This is a genomic window from Bhargavaea beijingensis (genome assembly GCF_900101985.1).
Classification (GTDB): domain Bacteria; phylum Bacillota; class Bacilli; order Bacillales_A; family Planococcaceae; genus Bhargavaea; species Bhargavaea beijingensis.
In genome coordinates this window covers 56,133-80,389 of record NZ_FNAR01000003.1, presented here as the reverse complement: position 1 = coordinate 80,389, position 24,257 = coordinate 56,133, and the positions used below count along the sequence as shown (strand labels likewise).

General features: G+C 55.7%; 28 protein-coding genes. 14 read left to right on the top strand and 14 right to left on the bottom strand.

What is annotated here, in order from left to right; translation table 11 throughout:
- The first annotated feature begins 101 nt into the window (after nt 1–101).
- From BLT01_RS03635 to BLT01_RS03595, 9 genes are all read left to right on the top strand, one after another.
- The gene (locus tag BLT01_RS03635) at nt 102–1,601 is read left to right on the top strand and encodes a class I adenylate-forming enzyme family protein (RefSeq protein ID WP_092094991.1); all 1,500 of its coding nucleotides are present in this window, start codon (nt 102–104) and stop codon (nt 1,599–1,601) included.
- Nucleotides 1,602–1,980: 379 nt separating this feature from the next.
- On the top strand, nt 1,981–2,283 hold the full coding sequence (locus BLT01_RS03630) for an urease subunit gamma (protein WP_092094701.1): 303 nt from the start codon (nt 1,981–1,983) through the stop codon (nt 2,281–2,283).
- A gap of 21 nt (nt 2,284–2,304) precedes the next feature.
- The gene (locus tag BLT01_RS03625; protein ID WP_092094699.1) at nt 2,305–2,628 is read left to right on the top strand and encodes an urease subunit beta; all 324 of its coding nucleotides are present in this window, start codon (nt 2,305–2,307) and stop codon (nt 2,626–2,628) included.
- The gene (gene ureC / locus BLT01_RS03620) at nt 2,625–4,337 is read left to right on the top strand and encodes an urease subunit alpha (protein ID WP_092094697.1); all 1,713 of its coding nucleotides are present in this window, start codon (nt 2,625–2,627) and stop codon (nt 4,335–4,337) included. The genes BLT01_RS03625 and ureC overlap by 4 nt, the downstream gene beginning before the upstream one ends.
- A gap of 11 nt (nt 4,338–4,348) precedes the next feature.
- A complete protein-coding gene (gene ureE / locus BLT01_RS03615; RefSeq protein WP_092094695.1) occupies nt 4,349–4,804 on the top strand; it encodes an urease accessory protein UreE in 456 nt (151 codons plus the stop codon).
- A complete protein-coding gene (locus tag BLT01_RS03610) occupies nt 4,797–5,483 on the top strand; it encodes an urease accessory protein UreF (protein WP_092094693.1) in 687 nt (228 codons plus the stop codon). The genes ureE and BLT01_RS03610 overlap by 8 nt, the downstream gene beginning before the upstream one ends.
- Nucleotides 5,484–5,632: 149 nt before the next feature.
- Complete coding sequence (gene ureG / locus BLT01_RS03605) at nt 5,633–6,244, top strand: urease accessory protein UreG (RefSeq protein ID WP_092094691.1); 612 nt, start codon at nt 5,633–5,635, stop codon at nt 6,242–6,244.
- Between the two features lie 2 nt (nt 6,245–6,246).
- Entirely contained in the window at nt 6,247–7,077 is an 831-nt protein-coding gene (locus BLT01_RS03600) for an urease accessory protein UreD (protein ID WP_176765023.1), read from the top strand.
- Nucleotides 7,078–7,196: 119 nt separating this feature from the next.
- Complete coding sequence (locus BLT01_RS03595; protein WP_092094687.1) at nt 7,197–7,712, top strand: hypothetical protein; 516 nt, start codon at nt 7,197–7,199, stop codon at nt 7,710–7,712.
- A gap of 80 nt (nt 7,713–7,792) precedes the next feature.
- On the opposite strand, the gene BLT01_RS03590 is transcribed toward BLT01_RS03595, so the two are convergent.
- From BLT01_RS03590 to BLT01_RS03535, 12 genes are all read right to left on the bottom strand, one after another.
- A complete protein-coding gene (locus BLT01_RS03590; RefSeq protein ID WP_092094685.1) occupies nt 7,793–9,373 on the bottom strand; it encodes an ABC transporter substrate-binding protein in 1,581 nt (526 codons plus the stop codon).
- A gap of 12 nt (nt 9,374–9,385) precedes the next feature.
- A complete protein-coding gene (locus BLT01_RS03585; protein WP_176765022.1) occupies nt 9,386–10,945 on the bottom strand; it encodes an ATP-binding cassette domain-containing protein in 1,560 nt (519 codons plus the stop codon).
- Complete coding sequence (locus tag BLT01_RS03580) at nt 10,926–11,777, bottom strand: ABC transporter permease (protein WP_092094681.1); 852 nt, start codon at nt 11,775–11,777, stop codon at nt 10,926–10,928. Before BLT01_RS03580 ends, BLT01_RS03585 begins: the two co-directional genes overlap by 20 nt.
- Nucleotides 11,771–12,736 (bottom strand): ABC transporter permease, encoded by a 966-nt coding sequence (locus tag BLT01_RS03575; RefSeq protein WP_092094679.1) that lies wholly within the window; start codon nt 12,734–12,736, stop codon nt 11,771–11,773. Before BLT01_RS03575 ends, BLT01_RS03580 begins: the two co-directional genes overlap by 7 nt.
- 158 nt (nt 12,737–12,894) lie before the next feature.
- Entirely contained in the window at nt 12,895–13,518 is a 624-nt protein-coding gene (hisIE, locus tag BLT01_RS03570) for a bifunctional phosphoribosyl-AMP cyclohydrolase/phosphoribosyl-ATP diphosphatase HisIE (RefSeq protein WP_092094677.1), read from the bottom strand.
- On the bottom strand, nt 13,508–14,296 hold the full coding sequence (gene hisF, locus BLT01_RS03565; RefSeq protein WP_092094675.1) for an imidazole glycerol phosphate synthase subunit HisF: 789 nt from the start codon (nt 14,294–14,296) through the stop codon (nt 13,508–13,510). The genes hisIE and hisF overlap by 11 nt, the downstream gene beginning before the upstream one ends.
- Before the next feature lie 164 nt (nt 14,297–14,460).
- A complete protein-coding gene (locus BLT01_RS03560) occupies nt 14,461–15,165 on the bottom strand; it encodes a HisA/HisF-related TIM barrel protein (protein WP_092094673.1) in 705 nt (234 codons plus the stop codon).
- Nucleotides 15,162–15,809, bottom strand: coding sequence for an imidazole glycerol phosphate synthase subunit HisH (gene hisH / locus BLT01_RS03555; protein WP_092094671.1), 648 nt, complete (start codon nt 15,807–15,809; stop codon nt 15,162–15,164). The genes BLT01_RS03560 and hisH overlap by 4 nt, the downstream gene beginning before the upstream one ends.
- Nucleotides 15,806–16,378 (bottom strand): imidazoleglycerol-phosphate dehydratase HisB, encoded by a 573-nt coding sequence (gene hisB / locus BLT01_RS03550; RefSeq protein ID WP_092094669.1) that lies wholly within the window; start codon nt 16,376–16,378, stop codon nt 15,806–15,808. The genes hisH and hisB overlap by 4 nt, the downstream gene beginning before the upstream one ends.
- Nucleotides 16,378–17,625 (bottom strand): histidinol dehydrogenase, encoded by a 1,248-nt coding sequence (gene hisD / locus BLT01_RS03545; protein WP_092094667.1) that lies wholly within the window; start codon nt 17,623–17,625, stop codon nt 16,378–16,380. The genes hisB and hisD overlap by 1 nt, the downstream gene beginning before the upstream one ends.
- The gene (gene hisG, locus BLT01_RS03540) at nt 17,626–18,228 is read right to left on the bottom strand and encodes an ATP phosphoribosyltransferase (protein ID WP_092094988.1); all 603 of its coding nucleotides are present in this window, start codon (nt 18,226–18,228) and stop codon (nt 17,626–17,628) included.
- Nucleotides 18,229–18,329: 101 nt separating this feature from the next.
- The gene (locus BLT01_RS03535) at nt 18,330–19,157 is read right to left on the bottom strand and encodes an ATP phosphoribosyltransferase regulatory subunit (RefSeq protein ID WP_092094665.1); all 828 of its coding nucleotides are present in this window, start codon (nt 19,155–19,157) and stop codon (nt 18,330–18,332) included.
- Nucleotides 19,158–19,255: 98 nt separating this feature from the next.
- Here BLT01_RS03535 and hisJ point away from each other — a divergent pair, with 98 nt between their 5' ends.
- Nucleotides 19,256–20,032 carry a histidinol-phosphatase HisJ gene (hisJ, locus tag BLT01_RS03530; RefSeq protein WP_176765021.1) on the top strand — a complete coding sequence of 259 codons (777 nt, stop codon included), beginning with the start codon at nt 19,256–19,258 and terminating at the stop codon, nt 20,030–20,032.
- A 47-nt stretch (nt 20,033–20,079) separates the two neighbouring features.
- Here hisJ and hisC read toward each other — a convergent pair whose 3' ends face one another.
- Nucleotides 20,080–21,141, bottom strand: coding sequence for a histidinol-phosphate transaminase (gene hisC, locus BLT01_RS03525; protein ID WP_092094661.1), 1,062 nt, complete (start codon nt 21,139–21,141; stop codon nt 20,080–20,082).
- Nucleotides 21,142–21,256: 115 nt separating this feature from the next.
- Between hisC and BLT01_RS03520 the strand changes: the two genes are divergently transcribed.
- On the top strand, nt 21,257–21,691 hold the full coding sequence (locus tag BLT01_RS03520; protein ID WP_092094659.1) for a hypothetical protein: 435 nt from the start codon (nt 21,257–21,259) through the stop codon (nt 21,689–21,691).
- A gap of 79 nt (nt 21,692–21,770) precedes the next feature.
- Here the strand turns inward: BLT01_RS03520 and BLT01_RS03515 are convergent, their stop codons facing one another.
- Nucleotides 21,771–22,541 (bottom strand): 2-keto-4-pentenoate hydratase, encoded by a 771-nt coding sequence (locus BLT01_RS03515; protein ID WP_176765039.1) that lies wholly within the window; start codon nt 22,539–22,541, stop codon nt 21,771–21,773.
- Between the two features lie 130 nt (nt 22,542–22,671).
- Between BLT01_RS03515 and BLT01_RS03510 the strand changes: the two genes are divergently transcribed.
- Genes BLT01_RS03510 through BLT01_RS03500 form a run of 3 tightly spaced genes read left to right on the top strand, consistent with a single transcriptional unit; the run spans nt 22,672 to nt 24,169 of the window.
- On the top strand, nt 22,672–23,082 hold the full coding sequence (locus BLT01_RS03510) for a PaaI family thioesterase (RefSeq protein WP_092094655.1): 411 nt from the start codon (nt 22,672–22,674) through the stop codon (nt 23,080–23,082).
- Between the two features lie 6 nt (nt 23,083–23,088).
- Nucleotides 23,089–23,709 carry a pyroglutamyl-peptidase I gene (gene pcp, locus BLT01_RS03505; protein WP_092094653.1) on the top strand — a complete coding sequence of 207 codons (621 nt, stop codon included), beginning with the start codon at nt 23,089–23,091 and terminating at the stop codon, nt 23,707–23,709.
- Nucleotides 23,702–24,169, top strand: a complete 468-nt coding sequence (locus BLT01_RS03500) for a DinB family protein (RefSeq protein ID WP_092094651.1) — start codon at nt 23,702–23,704, stop codon at nt 24,167–24,169. Before pcp ends, BLT01_RS03500 begins: the two co-directional genes overlap by 8 nt.
- Nucleotides 24,170–24,257 lie beyond the last annotated feature (88 nt).

Sequence of the window (24,257 nt, the reverse complement as noted above, 5' to 3'; positions counted from 1 at the left end):
GTGCTTTTTTGTGTTTTCAATCCGAAAAAGGAGAAGAGTCCCTATTTGTTGAATATTTAAATAAGTAAAACAAGAAGGGTGAAGGTGGTGGCCGAGTGTTCATGCCTCAAGTAGTCGTCGAGTATGGAAAGACGCAACCGGAAAAAATGTATACATCCTTTGAGGGAAGACAATGGACGTATGGGGAAATGAGAAACAAGGCGGAACGGGTCGCTGCGTATTTCCAGCAGAAGGGATACAAGGCGGGGGATGTCATCGCCCTTCTTTCGGGGAACTCAGACACGTTCGTCGCTGCCTATTTCGGCGTGCAACTAGGCGGATTTATACTCATGCCCGTCAATACGAAGTTGACGGCGCGGGAAATCGGCTATATTTTCGAACACTCTGAGGCCAAGTCACTGATTGTTGATGAAGCGTTTCGGAAGACGGCTGAGGATACGGGCGGCTCGTTTCAAGAAGTGCTGGAGATTGGCGGTTCGGGTCAGTTCGATGCCATTTTGGAAGATCGGTCACTTGTTCCCGGGCCGGTGGATCTGAAGCCGGATGACACGGCGGTCATCATGTATACGTCCGGCACGACAGGCAAGCCGAAGGGCGTCATGCTGACGCACCGTAACATCCTGGAGACGGCGGAAATCTGGGCAGAGGCGATGGAAGTCACGGCAGACGATCGGATGCAGATTACGACACCGCTGTTCCACTGCGCGGCAAGCCATGTATTTATGAACGCCGTGTCGGTCAGCGGCGGCTCGCTCGTAATTGAAACGGCATTTTCACCGGACAAGACGATCGAGACGATGGAGCAAAGCCGGGCAACCATGTTTTTTGGCGTACCGGCGATGTTTGCAATTTTGCTGAATCGCCCGGGCATCGGGGAGCTTGATGTTCCCAATCTGCGGCTGTTCTGCTACGGAGCGGCTCCGATGCCATATGAACTTGTGAAAAAGCTGAAGGAGGCATTCCCGGGCGTGAAAGTCCAGAATCTTTACGGACAGACGGAAAATACGCCTGCCGCGACAACGCTGAAAGACCACTATGCCCTTGATAAAATCGGGTCTGTCGGCGAGCCGCTTCCAAGAACGGAAGTGAGGGTCGTCGATGAAGAGGGGCGTACGCTCCCGCCTGGCCAGGTTGGCGAAATCGTCGTCAAGGGCCCTCAGGTCATGAAAGGCTACCTGAAAAACAAAGAAGAAACTGCCCGCGCAATCCGCGACGGCTGGCTGTATTCGGGCGACCTGGGACGCACCGACGAAGACGGTTTGCTGTACATCGTCGATCGTAAAAAGGACATGATCATCCGGGGTGGGGAGAACATCTACCCTCTCGAAGTGGAAGAAGTGTTGTTCCAGATTCCCGAAGTGCTTGAAGCCGCTGTGATCGGCATCCCGCATCCGGTCTACGGTGAGGTGCCGAAAGCATTTGTGGTGCTCAAGGAAGGAAAGAGTATGGCCGAAGAACGAATCACCGACTACTGCTCACAGCACCTGGCAAAATTTAAGCTGCCGGCGGAAGTGGAATTTCTGGAGGAACTCCCCCGAAACGCGTCGGGCAAGGTCTTGAAGCAAACCCTCCGGCCGAAAGGGGAAGAAGCGAAAGCATGAGAAAAGACCGGCTGCCGCCGGTTTTTTTTAATAGAAGAAAAAGATAGAAAGAGAAGCTACGAGACACCATGATACGGCTGGAATCCAATGTTTATAATCCAGTTCTTTGTTATTTTTATAATAGTAAGTTGAGAAATTTTGTTATGGGTCGTATATGGAAGTTTACCATTGCAATGGGATTTGAGGGAGGCGGAAAGTCGGATGTGTCTAAATTTACATCCGAAATTGATTTTGCTAATATAGTTTAGAAAGTAGTTTACCGTCCGGCTCTAAAGGGAATGCTGATAAGGATTCGGGCGAAATATTCAGAACCCCTCAAAAAGTCTTGCTATGGGCTTTTTTTAGTTCGGACGAAATCAGAAAAAGGAGGGAACAACAGATGCATTTGCTGCCGCGTGAAGTGGACAAGCTGCTCATCGTTGTAGCGGCCGATCTGGCACGCCGAAGGAAAGACCGGGGGCTGAAACTAAACCATCCGGAGGCGGTTTCGCTGATTACCTACGAGGTACTGGAAGGTGCGCGTGACGGTAAGACGGTCGCCGAACTGATGGAATACGGGGCCAATATCCTTTCCCGTGAAGACGTCATGGAAGGTGTGCCCGAGATGATTCCGGACATCCAGGTCGAGGCAACTTTTCCGGACGGGACGAAGCTTGTCACTGTCCACAATCCGATCCGATAAACAAGACAGGAGGAATCCGAGATGCATCCGGGACAATACGTTCTTCAAGAAGGAGACATCATCTGTAATGAGGGGAGAGAGATGACGACCCTGACTGTGACCAACACGGGCGACCGCCCTGTCCAGATCGGTTCGCATTATCACTTTTACGAGGTGAATCCGGCGATGAAATTCGACCGGGAACTGGCTTACGGCAAGCGATTGAATGTGCCGGCAGGCGCTGCGGTGCGCTTCGAGCCAGGTGATGAAAAAGAAGTACAGCTGATTGGTTTTGCGGGCGAGCGGCGTGTCTATGGTTTCCACAACAAAGTCGACGGCCCGCTTGACGGGGAGGAAAAATCATGACGTTCAGAATGACCAGAAAACAATATTCGGAAATGTTCGGGCCGACAACCGGTGACTCGGTGCGTCTGGCGGATACGAATCTATTTATCCGGATCGAGAAGGACTATACAAGCTATGGCGATGAAGTTGTCTTCGGAGGCGGAAAAGTCATCCGGGACGGCATGGGACAGCATCCGCTTGCGACAAGAGCTGACGGGGCTGCGGACGTAGTGATTACGAACGCCATCATCCTTGACTACACCGGCATTGTGAAGGCCGACATCGCGATCAGGGACGGACGTATTTCGGGCATCGGAAAAGCCGGCAACCCGCTCGTCATGGACAATGTGGACATCATCATTGGCGCGTCCACTGAGATTATCGGCGGCGAAGGCCTGATCGTGACGGCGGGGGCGATTGACACCCACGTCCATTTCGTTAATCCGATGCAGGTGCAGGTCGCACTTTCTTCGGGCACGACCACTCTGATCGGGGGCGGAACGGGTCCTGCGACCGCCTCCAAGGCGACGACGGTCACACCTGGAGAGTGGAGCATCCACCGTATGCTGAAGGCAGCGGAAGGCCTACCGATCAATATCGGATTTACCGGGAAAGGGCATGCGGCTGCAAAAGAGCCGCTCGCAGAACAAGTCCGTTCGGGTGTCATTGGCCTGAAGGTGCATGAAGACTGGGGGGCGACCGGTTCCTCACTGGACATGGCGCTGTCGGTGGCGGATGAGTATGATGTCCAGGTTGCGCTGCATGCCGATACATTAAATGAGAGCGGGTTCATGGAAGAGACTATGGCGGCCGTCAAAGACCGTGTCCTTCATATGTACCACACGGAAGGGGCGGGCGGGGGCCACGCACCGGACCTTATCAAGTCGGCCGGATACATGAATATCCTTCCTTCATCGACCAACCCGACGCTGCCGTATACGGTCAATACGATTGATGAACATCTGGACATGGTCATGGTCTGCCATAACCTGAATCCGTCCGTTCCGGAAGATATCGCTTTCGCGGACTCCCGGATCCGTCGGGAAACAATCGCGGCGGAAGATATCCTTCAGGATATGGGCGTGTTCAGCATGGTCAGCTCCGACTCTCAGGCGATGGGCCGCGTGGGGGAAGTAACGCTCCGTACATGGCAGGTCGCGGACAAAATGAAGATGCAGCGCGGCCTTCTGAAAGGCGACAGCGAATATGCGGACAACAATCGCGCCAAGCGCTATATTGCAAAATACACGATTAACCCGGCGATCACCCATGGGATTTCCGAGCATGTCGGCTCCATCGAAGTCGGCAAGATCGCGGACCTTGTTCTCTGGAACCCGGCGTTCTTCGGGGTCAAACCGGAGATGGTGCTGAAGACGGGCCTTGCGGTGTCCGGCCTGATGGGTGACGCAAACGCCTCCATCCCGACGCCGCAGCCATATATCATGCGGCCGATGTATGCCCAGTACGGAAAAGCGCTTCAGGAAAGCTCGATCACCTTCATCTCGAAGGCAGCCTACGAAGACGGCGTCCATGAGAAGCTGGGCCTCGAGAAACGGGTTCTCCCGGTCGGCGGCATCCGCACGCTGACGAAAAAGGATATGAAACTCAACTCGGAGACACCGGAAATCGAAGTCGATCCGCAAACGTATGAAGTACATGTGGACGGGGAGCACCTGACCTGCGACCCGGTGGAACGGGTGCCGATGGGTCAACGATACTTCTTATTCTGAGGTGAAAACAGATGATTATTGAACGGATCTTGGGCAATCTGGATGAAATGGATCCGAGCGAGATCGGGAATCGCCATAAAGAAAAGGTCCTGCTAGAAAGCGATGCGCTCGTCAAGCGCATCCAGCGGGTCAAGAGCGATCACGGAACGGAACTCGGTATCCGCCTGAAAGAGCCGCGCGACCTCAGGGCGGGGGACGTGCTTTACATGGATGAAGGCAACATGATCATCGTGGATGTCATGACGGATGACCTGCTTGTCATCCGTCCGAGGTCGGTCGGCGAGATGGGCATGATCGCGCATCAACTTGGAAACCGCCACCTCCCGGCCCAGTTTGAAGGGGATGAGATGCTTGTCCAGTACGACTATCTTGTCGAAGACTTGCTGAAGGAACTTGAAATCCCCTATGGGCGAGAAGACAGGAAAGTGAAGGAAGCTTTCCGGCATATCGGGCACAGCCATGACTGACCGCATGCTGGCACTGTTGCAGCTCTGCGATTCCAACCTGCCGACAGGCGCGTTCAGCCATTCATTCGGGTTGGAGACGTATATCCAGAGTGGTGCGGTATCGGATTGCGTGTCGTTTGAGGAATGGCTGTCCTGCTATGTGAGCGAGCAGCTCGCATATACGGATGGAATCGCTTGCCGCATGATCTATGACGCGCTGGAAGATGGGGAAATGGAAGCGATCTGTACGGTCGGCAATCAGCTCCATGTCCAAAACCTTCCGCGGGAGACTCGCCAAGGGACCCGGATGATCGGGGAAGGCATGCTGAGGCTGTTCGGACGCCTGTACGACTTTCCGTTTCTGGCCGAATACGGCCTGCTCGTCAAAGAAAAGCGGACTGTTCCCCATCCTGCTGTTGTGTTTGCCATTACGGCCCATGGGCTCGGATGCAGCCGAGATGAAGCGATTCTGTATCACTTTTACGCAACCGTCTCCGGTTTGATCCAGAATGCGGTACGGGCGATTCCGCTCGGCCAGACCGCTGGGCAGTTGACCCTCAATCGCGTTCGCCCGCTGCTGCAGCAGACGGCGGAAAAGGCCCTTGCATTGCCTGATGAGGACTTCGGCCTGGTTGCGCCGGGACTGGAATTGTCGCAGATGCAGCATGAACGGGTGAATGTCCGGATTTTCATGTCCTGACATCGAGTGAGAGCAAACGACATAAAAGAAACTCACACTATTCGCATCAGTCGCTTTTCGGTGGCTTCTCCGCGGAAACCTGGTCTTGGCCCGTGAGAAAAGGCCTGATGTGATTCATTAATACATCCACATAGAAGGGAAATGGTTAGATGGAACCGATCAGAATCGGAATCGGCGGCCCGGTCGGCGCCGGCAAGACAATGCTCGTGGAAAAGCTGACCCGCCGTATGAAAGACGATGTCAACATGGCGGTTGTCACGAATGACATCTATACGAAGGAAGACGCTAAATTCCTTATCGCACATGGCGTGCTTGAGGACGACCGGATCATCGGTGTGGAGACGGGTGGCTGCCCGCACACCGCAATCCGCGAAGATGCTTCGATGAACTTTGCGGCAATTGATGAACTTATCTCCCGCCATCCTGACGTGGAACTCATTTTCGTTGAAAGCGGCGGTGACAACCTGGCGGCCACGTTCAGCCCCGAACTGGTCGACTTCTCGATTTATATCATCGACGTGGCCCAGGGTGAGAAAATTCCCCGCAAAGGCGGACAGGGCATGATCAAATCCGACCTTTTCATCATCAACAAGACAGACCTTGCCCCGCACGTCGGCGCAAGCCTGGAAGTGATGGCTGAAGACACGAAGAAATTCCGCGGTGACAAGCCGTTCGTCTTCACGAATTTGAAGACAGAGGAAGGCCTCGACAAAGTGATCGACTGGATCAACAATCAAGTGCTGCTTAAAGGACTGGCTTGACCATGACGGAATGGACAGGGGAGCTTTCCCTCTCACTCGAGGACCGGGGAGGCAAAACTGTCGCCCGGAATGTCTACTTCCAAGGGGCGTTCAAGGTGATGCGCCCGATTTATCATGATGACTCGGGAAAAGTGTGTTACTATCTTCTGAATCCGGGCGGCGGATATCTGGACGGGGACAGGTACCGGATGGATGTCACGGCTGAACCGGGTTCCCGGGTCACGCTGACGACCCAAGGCGCAACGAAAGTTTATAAGACGCCGAAGGACCATGCGTACCAGGAGACAATGATGACACTCAAGTCCGGCAGTTATCTCGAATACTTGCCGGACCCGCTCATTGCATATAAGGACGCCAGCTATCGCCAAAAGAACATTGTCCATCTGGAGCACGGCGCAACCTTTTTATACACGGACATCTTAACACCGGGCTGGTCTCCGGACGGCGGGCATTTCGCCTATAGCTCCGTGCGGCTCACCAATGAGATTTACCTGGACGGGGAGCCTGCGGTGTTTGACAACGTCCGGCTGTCACCTTCGGAGCAACAGGTGGGCGGTCTGGGCTTCATGGAAGGATACACGCACCTGGGCTCGATGATTGCCGTTGGCGAGCAGACAACAGACGGCCTGATTGATGATCTATACGAACTGCTTGCCGAAACGGTGGAGGCGGAGGATGTAAAATACGGCGTCTCCCGTCTCGCGGTTCCAGGATTCAGCATCCGTATCCTCGCAAGGTCTACCGGAAAAATCGAAAAGATGCTGAATGTCTGCCACAAGAAGGTCAGCCAGGAATGGCTCGGTCTGACACCTGCATCCCTAAGGAAATATTGAGTTCAATAATCAAACTAAATCCGGGGTCTGCTTGACTCCGGATTTTCTTTAATAGGTTGAAAATGCATGCTTATTTCGTTATCGTGAGGGGAAACTCCAGTAATAAGGAGGAGACGGAAATGCAGGAAAACAAGCAGGGGAAAATAGAACAGGAACAGGTCGTAGACAGTTTTGAAGTCGAGCCGCTGTTTGAGGACCGGCCTCACGAACGGCTGGCATTCACATTCAAGATTGAAGGAGACGAATATAAGGGACACTTCCATGAAAGGGAAATCCAGTGGATGCATCCCCACCCGAAACAACTGATTGGACAGGAAAAATCGGAACAAATCGAGTATATAATCTATAAATTGATGAGACAATCCGGCCATATGGATGACGAACCGCAGGACCTCGTCGTGAGGCCTGCCTTTGAGGACCGTCCGCATGAACGCTGCGAATTCAAGTTGAAGGTTCAGGGAGAGACGTTCAAAGGATTTATTCATGATGGAGAGGTCCAGTGGTTCCATCCTCAGCCTCATCAGAAGTTGGAAGACGAGCAAGTCGAAGAACTGGAGAAACTCGTCCAGGATGAAGTCGGCACGCCGGATGAAGGCAGCGCTGGACAGGAAGAAACGGCGAAAGGCAACGCCTGAGAAAACCGGAGAGCATTCCGGTTCATACAAAAAGATCCCGGTTCACGCTGAACCGGGATCTTTTTTGTGGATCAAGTTTTTCAATCCGTCTGCTTATCCCATTCCTCGATGTTCCAGAGGATCCCGAAACCGTGATGGCCGAGTGTGCGGTCACTGATTCCTGTGACCTGTTCGTTCACGCCATACAAAGCATCAAGGTAGACGAGGAACGTGTAGGGCGGGTCTTCGGCAAGGGCTTCCTGGAAGCGCCCGTATGCCGCTTTCCGTTCTTCCGGGTCTGTCGCGGTGCGGGCTTCTGTCAGAAGGCGGTCGACTTCCTCATTCCGGTACTTTCCGAAATTATACCGGCCACCGCCGATTTCACTGCTGTGGAACAAGCGATACGTATGGTCGTCAGGGTCGAATTCGCTGCCCCAGCCGATGAGCAACGCTTCTTCGCCGTCGTATTTGACCGCATTCTGGTCGACCGGTTTGGGTTTAGCCTGGATGCCGAGCGGTTTGAGCTGCTGGGAAACCACATTGGCAAGCGCGACACGAACGGTGTCTTGCGCGGGGGCGACGAGTTCAAAACTCAGCAGCTTCCCGTCCTTCTCCAGGATGCCCTCACTGTTCTTGTTCCACCCGGCTTCTGCAAGCAGTTGTGCCGAGCGTTCACGGTCGGGCCCTTCGGTCTGTCCGGCGTCAGGATGCGCGGCCCAGGATTTCTGAAGCGGCCCATATGCCGCTTCTCCTTTGCCGTCGAGGATTCCTTCGACCATCGCCTCGCGGTCAACTGCGAGGCTGATGGCCTGCCGGACTTTCGGGTCGTGGAAAATCTCAAGGTCGAAGTTATACATGACGGCACGGTAATCGGCTGTGCCGATTTCATGGACCTTGATCGGATCCGAGCCTTTCACGGCTTCCATCTGGGAAGGGGTGAGGCTGGCCAGGTCGATTTCTCCCGCTTTCAGTTGGACAAGGCGGGTGTTGGCATCCGGAACGGGCTTGAACACGACTTCATCCAGCTTCGGCTTGTTGCCGTAATAATCGTGATTCCGCTCCAGCACGATTGTGCCGTCGCCTTTCCATTCCTTCAGGCGGAACGGGCCATTGCCGACCGGATTCCGGTTGAATTCAGATTCGGCGAGGTTTTCATCCTCGAGCAGGTGCTTCGGGACAATGCCGACTTTCAGTTTGTCGAGGAGCGGGGGATACGGGCGGTGCAGCGTGATTTCCACTTCATCATCACCGGTTGTCCGGACGTCCGCAATCTCTTGGAATTCGCCGGTGATCGGCGTGTTGGTCTTGGGGTCAAGGATTTTTTGGAGTGTGAAAACCACATCATCCGCTTTTACTGGTTCCCCATCCTGCCAGACGGCGTCTTCCCGAAGCTTGAACGTGTACGTGAGCAGATCTTCGCTGATTGTCCAGCTTTCGGCCAGGTCAGGAGTCACTTTGTTTTGTTCGTCCGGCTTTGTCAGGCCCCGGAACAGCAGCGCATCGATTTCCTGACTTTCATCCAGGACCGGGTTCACCCGGTCGATTTCAGCTTCCATGCCGTAGACCAGCTGCTTGGTTTCGTCCGCTGCCTGGTCGGCAGGCTGTGCGCTGCACGCCCCGGCCAGGGCGGCGAGGAAAAAGGCGGCGAAGCCGATTAATGGTTTTTTCAATGGATTCCTCATTGAACTCCTCCTTCATAATTGGATTGGTGAATCTCCCCGTCCCGGTACGTGTGCGAGGAGTGATCGGGAATAAGGGTGGGCGGATGATGCAAGCTCGTCGGGCGTTCCGCCATCAATAATCCGTCCCTGCCGGATCACATAAATGTTGTCGCAGAGGGCAAAGGCAGTCCGGATGTCATGGGTGATGAACAGGAAGGCCACGCCTTCCCGGTCGCGTAGTGAGCGGATCAGGCGGATCATCCTCGCCTGCGCGCTCATGTCCAGGCTGGCAAACGGTTCATCGAGGATGACGAGTTCAGCAGAGACGGCGAGCGCTCGAGCGAGAGCAAGCCTCTGGTTCATGCCGCCAGACAGTTCAACGGGATATTGGAGGACGGTTTCAGGAGAAAGTCCGACTTCCGCCAAAAGGGAGCGGGCCACCTGTTCCCGTTCGGTCCGCTTGACGCCCCGGTATTCCAGGCCTTCTGTGACCAGGCGTCCGGCCGTCCAGTCCGGATTAAATGAGGAGGCAGGATCCTGATGCACCCATTGGACGGCTTCCGGCCAGTTTCCATTGCCCTTCCAGGTGATTGTTCCGGTCTGTGCGGGTTCAATGCCGGCCAGAAGCCGGGCAAGCGTGCTTTTCCCGCCCCCGCTTTCACCGATCAGTCCGACAATCTCTCCCGAACCGATCGAAAGGGACGCTTCGTCCAATGCCCGGACCTCTTTTTTCTTGAATAGACGACCTGTCCGGTAAGACCGGGACAGGCCGGACACATTTAAAAGTGGAAGGGATGTATCCGTTTTCCCTGCAGTCGGGATTTCTCCGACCGTCCGCCAGTCTTCCGCCAGCTGCCGGGCTGCACGGGAGCGGGGAGCGGCGAATAATTCATGTGCGGCCCGCTCTTCCGCCAGCTTGCCGCTGTCCATGACGAGGACCCGGTCCGCCATCTCGCGTGCAACGCCCAGATCATGAGTGATCAGAAGCAGCGTGCCGCCGGTCTCTTTTTTCCAATCCTTCAGAAGTTCGAGTACGGCTGTCTGGATGTTCAGATCCAGTGCGGTAGTCGGTTCGTCCGCGATAAGCAGTTCGGGTTCCAGGGAAGCGGCAAGCGCAATCTGGATACGCTGGCGCATTCCGCCGGACAGCTCGTGCGGATAGGCTGCGGCCGCGCGGGCGGGGTCCGGGATGCCTGCCCTGCTGATCCACTGAAGCGCACGCATGTCTGCGTCTTTGCCTGTTAGGCCAAAGTGAACGGAAAACAGCTCTCTGAAGTGCTGTCCGATTGAGCGGATCGGATCGAATGTTCCGGATGAATCCTGGAAGACGATGCCGGCCCCGCGGCCAAGGTAAGTCCGGCGACGTTTATCCGGCATATGAAAGACCGATTCCCCGCGAAACCGGACCGCTCCGGATGCCCGGAGCCCGTCCGGCAGCATTCCGAGAGCAGCGCGTGCGGTCATGCTTTTGCCCGAGCCACTCTGTCCGATCATGACGGCGGTTTCGCCTTCCGGCAGGCTGAATGTCAGGCCGGAGAGAATCTCCTCCCGCTCTCCGGCCACCGTCAGATGGTCAAACTCCAGTATGGCCATGCGGGTTTCGCTCCTTTCCTGCCGATGGGCGACGGGGACCGGCCTGCAGCCGGTCTCCGAGTACATGGATGAAATAGATGGTCAGCGCGATGCATAGCCCCGGGAAAACGGCAAGCCACCATGCCCCTGACATCAGGTATCCTTGGGCTTCGTTCAGCATATTGCCCCAGGATGGCGTGGTCTGGGGAATGCCGAGCCCGAGAAAGCTGAGGGTCGCTTCGGCGAGGATGGCATGGCCCGCACTGCTTGCGGCGAGTACGATGATCGATGGCATCAAGCGGGGCAGCAAGTGACTGATAAAACGCCGCCAAGGACCTGCTCCGAGTTTCTTCGCCGTCAGGACATATGTTTCCTTGCGGATGGCCCTGATTTCCGTCCGGACCACCCGGGCAATCAGCATCCATCCCGTAAAGCCGATGACGAAAATCACTGACAGCAGCCCGGCAGGCGAGACGGCCTGCAGTCCGATCATGAGGAGAAGGGAAGGAATGCTGAGCATCATGTCGGTGACCCGCATGATCAGCCTGTCGATGAATCCGCCCGCCAGGCCGCTGACCGTACCGAGGATCACCCCGACCAGGACAGAAAGCGCCATGGCAAGAAATCCGACTGCCAGTGACACCCGGCCACCGTAGAGAAGTCTCGACCAGATATCCCGGCCGAGTTCGTCCGTGCCGAGCGGATGTCCGCTGGCGGGCGGCTGGAGAATCCGGTCCATCCTCACTTCGGCCGGATCTGCTCCTGCAAGCAGCGGTGCAGCGGATGAAAAGAGGACAAGGAGGAACAAGCCTGCGAATGCCGGTGAAACGATCGCATATCTCATCTTCACCATCTTGCCCCCCCTTCGGTATCGGCTTCCCGAAGCCTCGGATCGATCCAAGCCGCCAGGAGGCCTGCAAGCAGATTGACGAGGATGACGAAAGCCATGCTGAGCAGGACGATCGCGAGCAGGACCGGGTAGTCATGGGCAAGCGCAGACTTCAGCGCGAGCCGCCCAAGCCCCGGCCAGGAGAAAATCGTCTCCACAACAACGGAGCCCGCCAGCGACACAGCGAGCGATGCACCGGTATAAACGATCAGCGGGGCAGCGGCATTCGGCAGGATATGGGAAAGCACGATCCGGCGGTAAGGGACGCCGCGGGCGCGGAGTGCCAGAAGGTGGCCGCCTGAAGAGGAAGCGGCGAAATGATTCCGGAAAAGCCGGATATAATAGCCGGCATGGGACAGAGCGATGACAAGGGCGGGCAGGATCAGATGCCGGATGGAAAACGGCCCTGCACCCATACCGGACGACGGCAGGACGCCCAGACGGATCGAGAAGAACAGCATCATCATGAGCGCCAGCCAGAAAGGAGGAATCGCCATGAGCAGGACACTCACGGCAAGGACAGTCCGATCATACAGACTGTCACGCCGGAGCGCCGATGTGAGGCCGAAGAGCAGGGCCAGTCCGATCATCAGCACCTGGGAAACGATGAGCAGCACGGCGGTGGGCAGGAGAGTGCGGACAATCACTTCATCAGCAGGCTCTCCAGTGAGATAGGAAGCTCCCCAATTGCCCTGGAGCACCTGGGAAGCCCAATGAACATATTGAACGGGAAGCGGCTCGTCCAGTCCGAGGTTCTCAGAAATTCTCAACCGGTCGGCCTCGGTCAGCTTCTGCAGCTGATCTCCGTACATAGCAGCGGCCGGATCCCCCGGGATGAGACGGATAAATGTAAAGACTAGCAAGCTTCCGAGAATGAGCACGAAGGCCGATTCAGCTGCCCGTTTCACTAAAAACAAAGCCATTTCTGACCTTCTTTCCACAATAAAAGTACTCATTTATTTTAGCATATGGCGTACCCGGCGGCATCCGGGACGCAAGGAAAAGGACCGGCGGCCGCCGGTCCTTTTCGCGTTGGTATGGAGAGCGCTTTGTCAGCGTTTCAGTGGAGTATGTCAACGTTTCACCAGTTATCGACATCCTGCCGCTCGCCCTTGAAGTTGTTTTTCCTTGAATGGCGCAAGTGAAGGACCTGCTCGACTTCATGGAAAGGGATACCCTGTTCATGAAGCAGAACGAACAGGTGATAAAGCAGGTCGGCGGTCTCGTTTGCCAGTTCTTCCCGGTCGCGCTTCATGGCCGCGATGGCGACTTCGAAGCTTTCTTCGCCGAACTTCTTCGCGATTTTGTCGAGTCCCTTGCCGAGGAGGTAGTTGGTATACGATCCTTCGCCGGCTTCCGCCTGGCGGTCGCGGATCATCGCTTCAAGAGAAAGGAGCGGGGAAGCGGGGGAGTCGCCAAAGCAACTTTTCGTCCCTGTATGGCAGGTGGGGCCCGCCGGTTCCACTTGGATCAGAAGGGTGTCGTCGTCGCAGTCGAGCGCGATGCCCTTCACCCGCTGAACGTGTCCGCTCGATTCTCCCTTTTTCCAGAGGCGTTCCTTGCTTCGTGAGTAGAACCAGACGACGTTTTCTTCAAGCGTCCTCTCGTAGGCTTCCTCATTCATGTAGCCGAGCATGAGGACGGTGTGATCCGTCCAGTGCTGGAGCACCGCAGGGACGAGCCCCTTGGAGAAGTCAGGCTTCATTCGGCACACCCCCGGCCGTCAGGCGGATCGGAATACCGGCATCCGATAGCAGGGCCTTGACCTCGCCGACGGTCGTTTCTTCGTTGTGGAAGATGGAAGCGGCAAGGCCTGCCGACACGTCTGTCTCACGGAAAAGCTCGACAAAATCGTCGGCATCACCGGCACCGCCAGATGCGATGACCGGGACGGTGACGGCTTTTTCCACGGCTTTGAGGAGGGGGAGGTCGAAACCGACCTTCGTGCCGTCTGCTTCCATGCTGGTGAGTAAGATTTCGCCTGCACCCAGCTTTTCGCCTTCGGTGATCCAGTCAAGGACCCGGATGTCGGTCTTTTTGTTGCCGCCGTGCGTGAAGCAGAACCAGTCCTGCGCTTCCTCGTCCCAGCCGGCATCAACCGACAGGCAGACGCATTGGCTGCCGAACCGTTCTGCCGCTTCGCGGATCAGTTCGGGGCGGGCAAGCGCCGCGGAGTTGATGCTTACTTTGTCGGCACCGGCCTTGAGCAAGCGCCCGATATCGTCCGCGGTGCGGATGCCGCCGCCGATGGCGAGCGGGATGAACAGCACTTCCGCCGTGCGCTTGATGACGTCGAGCATGAGGTCGTGGCCCTCATCGGTCGCGGAGACATCCAGGAAAACGAGCTCGTCCGCGCCGGCCGCATTGTATCGTGCGGCAAGTTCCACCGGGTCGCCGATGTCGCGGAGTCCCTTGAAGTTGATGCCTTTGACCACCCGGCCGTCTTTCACGTCCAGGCAGGGGATGATTCGTTTTTTTATCATGTGAAACACTCCTTTCAACTGTGGTGGGTAACCTATTCAATGATTCAAACTGCCGATTTCATCATTCGGACCCGCAGTTTCGTCATACGTGCTCGCGGTTTCGTTATTCAGGCTTGCAGTCTCGTCATTCGCCCGCTCAGTTTCATCATTCAGTTCAGTAAGTGTTACCGGATACTCTCCCAAAACGCATCCGTATTCGCCGCTTTCCCGACAATCGCCGCAGCCACACCTTCGGCTTCAAGAGCGGTGAGGTCGCTGCCGTCCCGGACGCCGCCGGATGCGGTGACCGGCCATTTCGATGCCTTCGCTAATCTGCCGGTCATCTCCACGTTCGGCCCTTCCATGCGGCCGTCGCGGGCGATGTCGGTGTAAATGACGCCGCCGAGTTCCGCTCCGTCCAGCCGTTCAAGCATTTCAAAAACGGTTGTCTCGGCAGTTTCAAGCCAGCCATTCAGAGCAACTTTGTCGCCGCGGGCGTCCAGTCCGAGCATCAGCTTGCCCGGGTAGTTCTGGCTCATTTCAATCAGCCAGCCGGGTTCCGTCAATCCTTTTGTACCGATGACGAGATAGCCTGCGCCCATGTTGAGATACTCTCGGATCGTTTCCTCGGATCGGATCCCTCCGCCGATCTCAACGGGGAGTTCCGTCGCCTTGATAATGTCCCGGAACAGATCCATCTCTGCGGGCTTTTTCTCTTTCGCGCCGATTAGGTCGACGGTATGGATGCGCCCGACACGCGGCTGCTTTGAATAAAAGTCCACCGCTTCAAGCGGGGTGCGGCCCATCGCCGCTTTTGTATCATAGTCGCCTTCTGTCAGGCGTACGTTCTGTGAATCGATAATGTCAATCGCGGGCCAGATCTCGATCATTCAAATGCCTCCTCTTTCTCTCTAAAACCTCCGGTCACGGCCTGCTGCAGCAGAACCAGCCCGGCATCCCCGCTCTTCTCGGGGTGGAACTGGATGCCGATCAGTTGGCCGCGCTGCACGATGGCGGTGACGGTTTCGTCGCCATACTCTGCGGTTGCGACCGTGTCCGGACCGGGTGACGCTTTGTAGGAATGAATGAAGTACATGTCTTTGCCGTCAAGCTCCGGCTTTCCGCTGATGAGCCCGTTCCAGCCGAGGTGGGGGACGGGGAGCCGGGTTTCGATCCGGGTGATCGCACCGGGGATGAACCCGAGACCGCCCGCGTTGCCTTCCTCGCTGCGCTCGAACAGAAGCTGCATGCCGAGGCAGATGCCGACGAGCGGCTTTTCCTCTTTGAGCTCGGCAAGAAGCGGGGTAAGCCCATTCGCTTCCAGGCGCTTCATCGCATCGGCAAAGTGGCCGACACCGGGGAGGATCAAGACATCCGCCCTCCGAAGCATATCGGGATCCTTCGTCAGTTCCACCCGATGGCCGAGGAACTCCAATGCACGACGGACGTTCGCGACGTTTCCAAGCCCGTAGTCGACGATGGCGATGCGGCGACCGTCGGTCAGGCCCGGTATCGCTGTTTCCCGGGCGTTCATGCAAGAAGCCCCTTTGTCGAAGCGAGCCGCCCGTCGCCCGGCTGCATCGCTTCTCGGAGCGCACGGGCAAACGATTTGAAGAACGACTCGATTTCATGGTGCGCATTGCCGCCGCGAATCAGGTCCATGTGGACGGTAAGCCCGGCATTCATGACGAGGGCGCGGAAAAATTCTTCGGTGAGTTCTGTGTCGAATGTGCCGACTTTCTCCCGGGAGATTTCTGCATTAAAGCTGAGGTACGGACGCCCGCTGATGTCGATGACGGTGCGGGTGAGCGTTTCGTCCATCGGGACATAGGCGGCGCCATAGCGGCGGATGTCGGATTTGTCGCCCATCACTTCCCTGAGCAGTTGTCCGAGCACGATGCCGGTGTCTTCTGTCGTGTGGTGGTCGTCAACCTGGATGTCCCCGTTTACTTCCACGTTGAGTTCCAGGCCGGAGTGGAAGGCGAACAGCGTCAGCATATGATCGAGGAATCCGACGCCGGTTGCAATGCAGGATTCGCCGGTCCCTTTATTGAGTTCCATGCTGATTTCGGTTTCTTTGGTTTTGCGTTCATAGCTTGCCATCAGTCGTCACTTCCTCCATTCAGACGGGCTTCCATCGAAGCCGCGTGTGCATACAGCTCTTCGGCTTTGGCTATCGGGATTCCTGCCTCGGCGTAGCGGCGATAGTCATCCGGACCGACGCGGATGACCGCATTTGCCGTCAGGAAATCGTTCACGGACAGGCCCGACTGAAAGCGTGCGTTGCCGCCGGTCGGGAGCACATGGCTTGGGCCGGCGGAATAGTCGCCGACCGCTTCCGGTGAATACCCGCCGATAAAGAGGGCGCCGGCATTGGTCACATCTTCGGCATAACTGTCGGCATCTTCCGTCTGCACGGCTGCGTGCTCCGGTGCAATGAAGTTAAGAAGTTCCACCGCTTCTTTGCGGTCTTCAGCAAGGATCGCCCAGTGATTGTCAGCAAGGCTCTTTTTGATGATTTCGCTCCGCGGAGCATCTTCAGCGAATTGAATAGCGAGCCGTCCGACTTCCTCGAGTTTTTCACGGTCCAGTGAAATCAGATAGGTGCGTGCCTGCTCGTCGTGTTCGGCCTGCGCGAGAATGTCGAGCGCCGCCCATTCAGCATTCGACGATTTGTCCACAACGATTGCGAGCTCACTCGGGCCCGCGACAGAATCAATGCCGACGTCTCCGTAGACAAGCTTTTTCGCCATTGCAACGTACGCATTTCCGGGCCCGCAGATCTTATCGACCAGCCCGATCGTTTCCGTTCCGTACGCGAGGGCTGCGATTCCCTGGACGCCGCCGACCGTATACACATGGTCGATGCCGCAAAGGTGGCACGCGGCCAATGTCGCCGGGTTGCCCGGGGGCGGGGTGACGACGGTGATGCTCCTGACGCCTGCGACTTTCGCGGGGATTGCCGTCATGAGGACTGTCGACGGATAGTTCGCCTTGCCGCCGGGCACATAGATGCCGACCCGGCCGATCGGATGGAACACGGAATAAAAGCCCTTGGGTTCGGCCGGTTGCCACTTGATTTTTGTCTGATACGCTTCGATGTTTTTCTTGGCGGTAATGAGGGCCTCCCGGAGCTCTTCCGAAATTGCCTCAAATGCGGCTTTAAGTTCATCGGCCGGGATTTCACGGACTTCCGCATCTTCACCGTCAAACTGTTTCGTGTAACGGGAAAGTGCCTTGTCGCCGTTTTGCCGGACGTCCCGGATGATGTCCAGGACGCGGCCGGAAATGTCATAGCCGTCCTGTCCGGCAGGGCGGTAGGATTGTTTGAATTGTGTTGCGGTCTGCATTCAGTTCACCTTCAATTCGTTCATGAATGAGCGGATTTCCGCCGATTTTGTAAAGAACGCGTGCTTGTTCGCAATCAGCCGTGCGCTGATTTCGTCAAGCCGGATCCGTTCTTTGAGACCGTTCATACGAAGTGTTTCACCCGACTGGACAATGTCGACGATGGCGTCGGCCATGCCGATCACTGCTGCGAGTTCGACGGATCCGTTCAACTTGATGATCTTCACGGGTTTTTCGGACCGCTCGAAGACGGAGCGGGAGTAGTTCACATATTTGGTGGCAATCGTCCCGTATTCGGGGCGTTCTTCTTTCGAAGCGAGAGCGAAGTGGCAGTAGCCGAACGGCAGCTCCAGCAGCTCGTTCACGTCCGCGTCATACTCGGCGAGGATGTCGCTTCCGGTGATGCCGAGATCGGCGATGCCTTCCTCGACATAGGTCGGCACGTCATCTCCCTTGACGAGGAGAAAGCGGATGCCGCTTGTCTCAACGAGCAGTTCTCTCTGTGCCGCTTTTAGCGCGCCGTGCCAGCGCGGGTGGCCGTTTTCGTCCAGGTAATCGAGGAAATCCTTTAGCTGACGGCCTTTTGAGAGTGCAATGGTAATCATGGAATCATCCTTTATTTGTGCAATGGTGATGCGAATGGCATTCATGTCAAGAGACCGGAACTGCTTCTTGCTTAGAACAACAGAATCGGAATGTCGTGCTCCTAATAGAAAATCCCCATGCCGAATGCTTTCGAGCGGGCGGTGTACTGGCCGCCGGATGCAATCGGTGTCGTCCGTCCGGAGCCGTAAAGGCGGATGAACACGCCGTCATAGTAAGATTGCGATGGAAGGGCGGTGATGTCGGGATAGACCGCCTCGACACCGGCTTCGCGGAGAGTTTCCTCCCAGCCGGTCAGCTCGCCCAGTACTCCCCGGATTTCCGGGAAGGCCGAGCGGAGCTTATGGACCTGAGATTCCGGCTGGTCGCCTATGAGGTCGAGCAGCGGATGGTCTCCGAGCAGCTGGCGCAAGGCTGATGTGCTCCGCTGGGACAGTGCACGGCGAATTGCCGGGTCTGCGACTTTCTCCTCGCCGAGAATCATCGGGAGCAAGGCGTAGTGGCTGATGACGGCAGTCCTCGGGCGATCATTCATCTGCTCATCCATGAAACCGATCATAAGCGACAGTGCCTCTGTCTGGCGGCTAGTACTTTCCGAGAAAACTTCCATCCCGAGCTGGCGGGTTTCAGAACCGGAGTGGAACACGGGACCGGAGTAGACCGCCCGCTCCGCTTCGATTTTGTACTTATGGAGATAGCGCACGATCGCATTGGTCCAGTCGTGGCGCAGGGCATGGACAGTTCCATTCTGGACCCAGGACTCGCGCTGGGGCATGAGGCGGAGATCGTCTTCCGTCATGCCGGGCCAGTCGAACGTTTCGACGACAGGCAGGTCGATGATGTCAAAGCCGTGTCCATGGAAAAACGACAGGAACTCGACTTCCAACTGCTTTTGGCGGATCAGAGCGGGATTATAGATAAAAGAAGTCATTCGTGGACACCTCTTCACTTCATTGCTTTATCATGATAAAGTAGTAGATAGGTGAAATAATAGCATAGAGAATTCAGAATTGCAATAGGGGGATGAATATGACAATCATCGACGGACATGTCCATTCGCCGTACTGCCCGCATGGCACGGGCGAGGCGATGGAGGCGTACGTGAAAGAGGCGGAACGGAGGGGGATTAGTGTTCTCGTGTTCACCGAGCATGCCCCGCTTCCTGGGGGATTCACAGATCCGGTTCCGGAAAAAGACAGCGCGATGAGGCCGGAAGATGTTGCCGCTTATCTTGAGGAAGGCGAACGGCTCCGGAATAAATATGCCGGACGGGTGGATGTGCGCTGTGGGTTTGAGGTGGATTATATAGAAGGGTTCGAGGACGAAACCCGGCGCTTCCTCGAAGAACACAGGGAAGCCGCCATGCATTCCATCCTAAGCGTGCATTTCATCAAGGCAGACGGCAGCTGGTTCTGCCTCGACTATAGTGCAGATTCTTTTGTGGAGAAGGCGAAGGAAGCAGGCATCGAACATCTGTACGAAACTTACGGCAAGACCATGGAGATGGTCGCGGGAAAGCCGTTCGGCAAGGTGAACCCGCCGGTGCTCGGGCATATTAACCTGATCCACAAATTCCGGAAGCGAATCCAACCGGAGGAAGATCCGATCAACTGGAAGGGCATCCTCGAAAAAGCGGCCGCAAGCGGGTATGTGCTCGATTTCAATCACGCGGGGCTCAGGAAACCGGACTACCGGGAGGCGTATCCGGAACCGTGGATGGTGGAGGAGGCGAAGCGTATAGGGATGAAGCTGCAGACCGGCTCCGATGCTCATTCTCCGAAGGATGTGGGAAGCGGATTCGTATAAACGGACAAAACAAACGGCAAGGCCAGCCTGGCCTTGCCGTTTGTCTATCATTTAAAGTCATTTAAAATCTCTTCCAACGCACCAAACAACTTGTCCATCTCTTCATCGGTCCCGACCGTAATCCGGAGAAAATCTTTGATTCTCGGCTTACCAAAGTGACGGACAAGGATATTGCGGGATTTGAGTTCTTCGTATAACGTTCCGGCATCCGTCTGCGGATGTGTGCAGAACAGGAAGTTCGCTGATGACGGGAGGACGGTGAACCCGAGCTCGGCCAGGCGCATCGCGGAGCGGCCGCGGGTCGCAACAATTTTCGCTGTTGTTTCCTCGAAGTAAGCCATATCCCGGAACGCTGCCTCTGCGCCTGCCTGCGCAAGCCGGTCAGTCGTATAGGAATTAAACGAGTCCTTGATGCGGACGAGCCCTTCGATCAGCCCGGGATGGCCGAGTGCATAGCCGACACGGAGTCCGGCAAGCGACCTGGACTTGGAGGTTGTCCGGACGACGAGAAGGTTATCAAATTCGCTGATTAATGTCGCGGCAGACGGTCCGGCAAAGTCGATATACGCTTCATCAATGATGACGACGCAATCGGGATTGCCTTCGAGGATGCGCCGGATGCCGTCAAGAGGCTCATAAATGCCGGTCGGCGCATTGGGATTCGGCAAAATGACACCGCCGGCTCCCGAGAAGTCTTCGATGTCCAAAGAGAAATCATCCCGGAGCGGCACTTCCTTAAAAGGAACCCCGAACAGGTTGGAATAGACCGGGTAGAAGCTATAACTCACATCCGGGAATCGGATCGCTTTTCCGGGGCCGAAAAAGGCCATAAAGGAAAATGCCAGCACTTCATCGGATCCGTTTGCCGTAAAGACCTGTTCCGGTCCAAGCCCTTCGGTATCCGCGATGGCCCGCCTCAAAGAATCGGCAGTAGGAGACGGATACAGACGAAGACCCTGCGCCGCTTCCAGAATCGCCTCCGTGACGCACGGCGCCGGCGGATATGGATTTTCGTTCGTGTTCAGCTTGATGATCCCCGCCCGGTTCAGCTGTTCACCGGGTACGTATGGTTCCGTCCGCCGGGCCATTTCACTCCAGAATCTGTTCAATCCGATCGCTCCCTGTCACTTTAGTGATTTACTACGATAAAGTTAACGGATACTGAAGGTGTTGTCAACGTCATAGCCGGGTAAAGAAGAGATTAGTGAAAGGGGATGCCTGTAAATGATGAAGAACATTTTTCTCATCGGTGCCGCGGCTATACTGCTCTCGGGATGCACCGGGCAGGAGAACCCGGAGGAAACGGCGGTGAAAGACGCAACGGAAGAGAAGTCGGCAGACGGGGAAGTCAGGGGCATGACGGCTGATTCCAAAAGTAAAACGGAACAAATTCCGGGAGAATACAAGATTCATGCTCAGGAGGTCGGACATGCACAGCCGGCCAGCGACCCATCGGAATTTGAGGAGCTGGATCATGCGAAAAAGCACTTCATCCCGGAAGATTACGAAATCCGTGTCGCCAATGACAATCCCGGTAACCGCGTATTGCTCTTCATGGATGGGGACAAGCCTGCCTACAAAACGGTATTGATCAAGAACCAGGGACTCTTAAAAATCATATCCAACGACAAAGGGCTGATCGAAGAGACGAAGATCTAGTGGATCTTTTTGACGCCAAGTCCTGGAACCATCGTAAAGCGGAGGCCGATGGCGGCTTCCGCTTCTTTTGGTGATTTCCTTACCGCTCAATCGTCACGCTCACGTTGCCGATGCTCTGGAACCGGGCTTCCCAATGCCCCTCTTTTGCAATGAGCGGCGAGACAAATGTACCGGAAGAGACGATCATGCCCTTCTTTAGTGTCCGGTTCTTGCCAGCTAGTTTCGCTGACAGCCACTTTACGGCGGACACCGGGTTGCCGAGGACGGCTGAAGCATGTCCTGTTCCGATTTTCTTGCCGTCCAGGAACAGATCCATTTTAACCTGGCTGATCTCGTCCAAGGATGGTGGTTCAACGGGAGAGGAGGCGACGACCAGGCCGGTCGCCGTATTGTCGGAGATCAGGTCTGCCAACGAGAAGTTCGGAAACCAGTCCTTGTAGCGGGCATCGGGGATTTCGATTCCTGCCGACAATCGGCTTTTGGCAAGAATCTCTGCTGTATCCGCTCCGGGTGTCAGGTCATCAGTAAGGATGAACAGGATCTCCGGCTCGATCAGCGGGGAGAACAAGGAGGACAACTGAATCCGCGCTCCCGATTCTCTTACATGGGAACGAAGAAGCGTGCCGTATGCCGGCTCATCTGTATCTGCAATGGCCTGGGTTTCGGCGCTTGTCATGCTGACTTTGTAACCGGTGATGCTGTCTCCAGCCGCTCTTCGGATCAATTCGTCCTGCACCGCGTAGGCCTCAGTCTCGCTGAGTGTGTAATGACCCCGGAGGAACGGCACCGGCTCAAATCGATCCCGCGCCTCCTGCAACTTGTCTGCAATTTCGATGGTGGTATCATTGATCACTTGAATAGCCCCCTTTGTTAAATAATATACATGATTCCGACTTCTTGTCATCCGCCCGGTGAACAGGAGCTTTCTGGCGTGTTATACTGGAACTATTCCATTCAGCAGACAAAGGGGTAGGGACATCATGATTGCAACTGACTTTGACCGAATCCGCGCGGATTTTGAAACGAGTGAATTTTTTCGGCATCTCGGCCTCCAGATCACCAGACTTGATGAAGAGGATGTCGAGTTGCATCTTCCATATAAACAGGAATTGGACAATGTACAGAGTACTGTGCATGGCGGCGTCTATATGAGTGTCCTGGATACGGCGATGGGATTGAAAATCCGCCAGCTCGGTTTAGAAGCGCCGGTGACAATCCAGATGCAGACACAGTTCCTTAAACCTCTGATCGGGGAATCCATGACCGCAAGAGCCGCGCTGATCAGCCAGAACCGGAGTACCGTACTGATAGAAGGGAAACTGTATAACGAGGCAGGCGAACTGATCGGTTACGCCACCGCAACCTTTAAAGTATCAATGACAAGGAAGTGATTCAGTTTGAAAACCATTTTGCTGACGGGCTTTGAACCGTTCCTTGATTATCCCGTGAATCCGACGATGCGGATTGCGGAAGAGTTGGACGGGGCAACGATTGGAGACTATCAGGTTTGCTCGAGAATGCTGCCTGTGGATTTCGGAAAGGCGTCTGCCAGGCTGATCGGGGTCATCCGCGAAGTGGAACCGGACATCACGGTTTCGCTTGGACTGGCGGCCGGCCGGTACAAAATCACGCCTGAAAGGGTTGCAGTGAATGTGAAGGATGGGGACACTGACAATGAGGGGTACCATCCAGTGGATGAACCGATTGAAGAAGAGGCACCGGACGCCTACTTTACGACGCTTCCAGTCCGCGCAATGGTTGATTCACTCCTTGAAGCAGGACTCCCGGCTGAAATCTCCAACACTGCCGGCACATATTTGTGCAATAACGTCATGTACGCCGGTCTTCACTACGCCAGCACGGAAAATCAGGAGATGAAATCAGGCTTTATCCATATTCCTGCTTCGCACGAGCTGGCCATTCGACATGGAAAAATACCAAGCTGGAGCCATGACGACCTGCTCCGGGGAGTCAGGGTCTGCCTGGAAACCATCGTAGGTAAACCTGAGGATGAATGAGGCATGCAGCCGTATTTTTCATCATCTTGAATGGGTGGCAGGATCAGTCGGGGAAATAACCTCTTACTTGAAGGCCGAAGACTTCGACTATCGTACGGACCCGGAAAAACGGTCACTCGGTGAACTGCTCTCACATATCGCCCTCATTTGTGAAGCAGACGCACGGATCTCCGATGAAGCGACGGAAAAAGAAATGACCGACTACTATCTCACGTCGAAAATAAACTCGCCGGAAGAAATGCGTGCTGCACTCCGCGCCAACCTAGAGGGTCTCCAACAACGGTACGAGGGATATACCGAAACGGAGTTGAGCGAGACCACCACATCGTGGTGGGGAACGACGGACACCCGGTTGGGCTGGCTCGTACAGATCCTCACCCACATTGCGCATCACCGCGGGCAGCTTCATTCGATGCTCGTCCGGATGGGGAAGGAGCCGGCCGTCCATTTGTTTGAATAGTAAAAAGCGGCGTTTCCCAAATCTGGGGAATGCCGCTTTTTTTAATCAAAATGCAATGTAAATTTTTATCGCTCTGTAGTGAAATGAT

Bases quoted from the DNA above. Each gene is read 5' to 3' on its own strand.
- BLT01_RS03635 (WP_092094991.1), top strand. From the start codon at position 102: ATGCCTCAAGTAGTCGTCGAGTATGGAAAGACGCAACCGGAAAAAATG.
- BLT01_RS03630 (WP_092094701.1), top strand. From the start codon at position 1,981: ATGCATTTGCTGCCGCGTGAAGTGGACAAGCTGCTCATCGTTGTAGCG.
- BLT01_RS03625 (WP_092094699.1), top strand. From the start codon at position 2,305: ATGCATCCGGGACAATACGTTCTTCAAGAAGGAGACATCATCTGTAAT.
- ureC (WP_092094697.1), top strand. From the start codon at position 2,625: ATGACGTTCAGAATGACCAGAAAACAATATTCGGAAATGTTCGGGCCG.
- ureE (WP_092094695.1), top strand. From the start codon at position 4,349: ATGATTATTGAACGGATCTTGGGCAATCTGGATGAAATGGATCCGAGC.
- BLT01_RS03610 (WP_092094693.1), top strand. From the start codon at position 4,797: ATGACTGACCGCATGCTGGCACTGTTGCAGCTCTGCGATTCCAACCTG.
- ureG (WP_092094691.1), top strand. From the start codon at position 5,633: ATGGAACCGATCAGAATCGGAATCGGCGGCCCGGTCGGCGCCGGCAAG.
- BLT01_RS03600 (WP_176765023.1), top strand. From the start codon at position 6,247: ATGACGGAATGGACAGGGGAGCTTTCCCTCTCACTCGAGGACCGGGGA.
- BLT01_RS03595 (WP_092094687.1), top strand. From the start codon at position 7,197: ATGCAGGAAAACAAGCAGGGGAAAATAGAACAGGAACAGGTCGTAGAC.
- BLT01_RS03590 (WP_092094685.1), bottom strand. From the start codon at position 9,373: ATGAGGAATCCATTGAAAAAACCATTAATCGGCTTCGCCGCCTTTTTC.
- BLT01_RS03585 (WP_176765022.1), bottom strand. From the start codon at position 10,945: ATGGCCATACTGGAGTTTGACCATCTGACGGTGGCCGGAGAGCGGGAG.
- BLT01_RS03580 (WP_092094681.1), bottom strand. From the start codon at position 11,777: ATGGTGAAGATGAGATATGCGATCGTTTCACCGGCATTCGCAGGCTTG.
- BLT01_RS03575 (WP_092094679.1), bottom strand. From the start codon at position 12,736: ATGGCTTTGTTTTTAGTGAAACGGGCAGCTGAATCGGCCTTCGTGCTC.
- hisIE (WP_092094677.1), bottom strand. From the start codon at position 13,518: ATGAAGCCTGACTTCTCCAAGGGGCTCGTCCCTGCGGTGCTCCAGCAC.
- hisF (WP_092094675.1), bottom strand. From the start codon at position 14,296: ATGATAAAAAAACGAATCATCCCCTGCCTGGACGTGAAAGACGGCCGG.
- BLT01_RS03560 (WP_092094673.1), bottom strand. From the start codon at position 15,165: ATGATCGAGATCTGGCCCGCGATTGACATTATCGATTCACAGAACGTA.
- hisH (WP_092094671.1), bottom strand. From the start codon at position 15,809: ATGAACGCCCGGGAAACAGCGATACCGGGCCTGACCGACGGTCGCCGC.
- hisB (WP_092094669.1), bottom strand. From the start codon at position 16,378: ATGGCAAGCTATGAACGCAAAACCAAAGAAACCGAAATCAGCATGGAA.
- hisD (WP_092094667.1), bottom strand. From the start codon at position 17,625: ATGCAGACCGCAACACAATTCAAACAATCCTACCGCCCTGCCGGACAG.
- hisG (WP_092094988.1), bottom strand. From the start codon at position 18,228: ATGATTACCATTGCACTCTCAAAAGGCCGTCAGCTAAAGGATTTCCTC.
- BLT01_RS03535 (WP_092094665.1), bottom strand. From the start codon at position 19,157: ATGACTTCTTTTATCTATAATCCCGCTCTGATCCGCCAAAAGCAGTTG.
- hisJ (WP_176765021.1), top strand. From the start codon at position 19,256: ATGACAATCATCGACGGACATGTCCATTCGCCGTACTGCCCGCATGGC.
- BLT01_RS03520 (WP_092094659.1), top strand. From the start codon at position 21,257: ATGATGAAGAACATTTTTCTCATCGGTGCCGCGGCTATACTGCTCTCG.
- BLT01_RS03510 (WP_092094655.1), top strand. From the start codon at position 22,672: ATGATTGCAACTGACTTTGACCGAATCCGCGCGGATTTTGAAACGAGT.
- BLT01_RS03500 (WP_092094651.1), top strand. From the start codon at position 23,702: ATGAATGAGGCATGCAGCCGTATTTTTCATCATCTTGAATGGGTGGCA.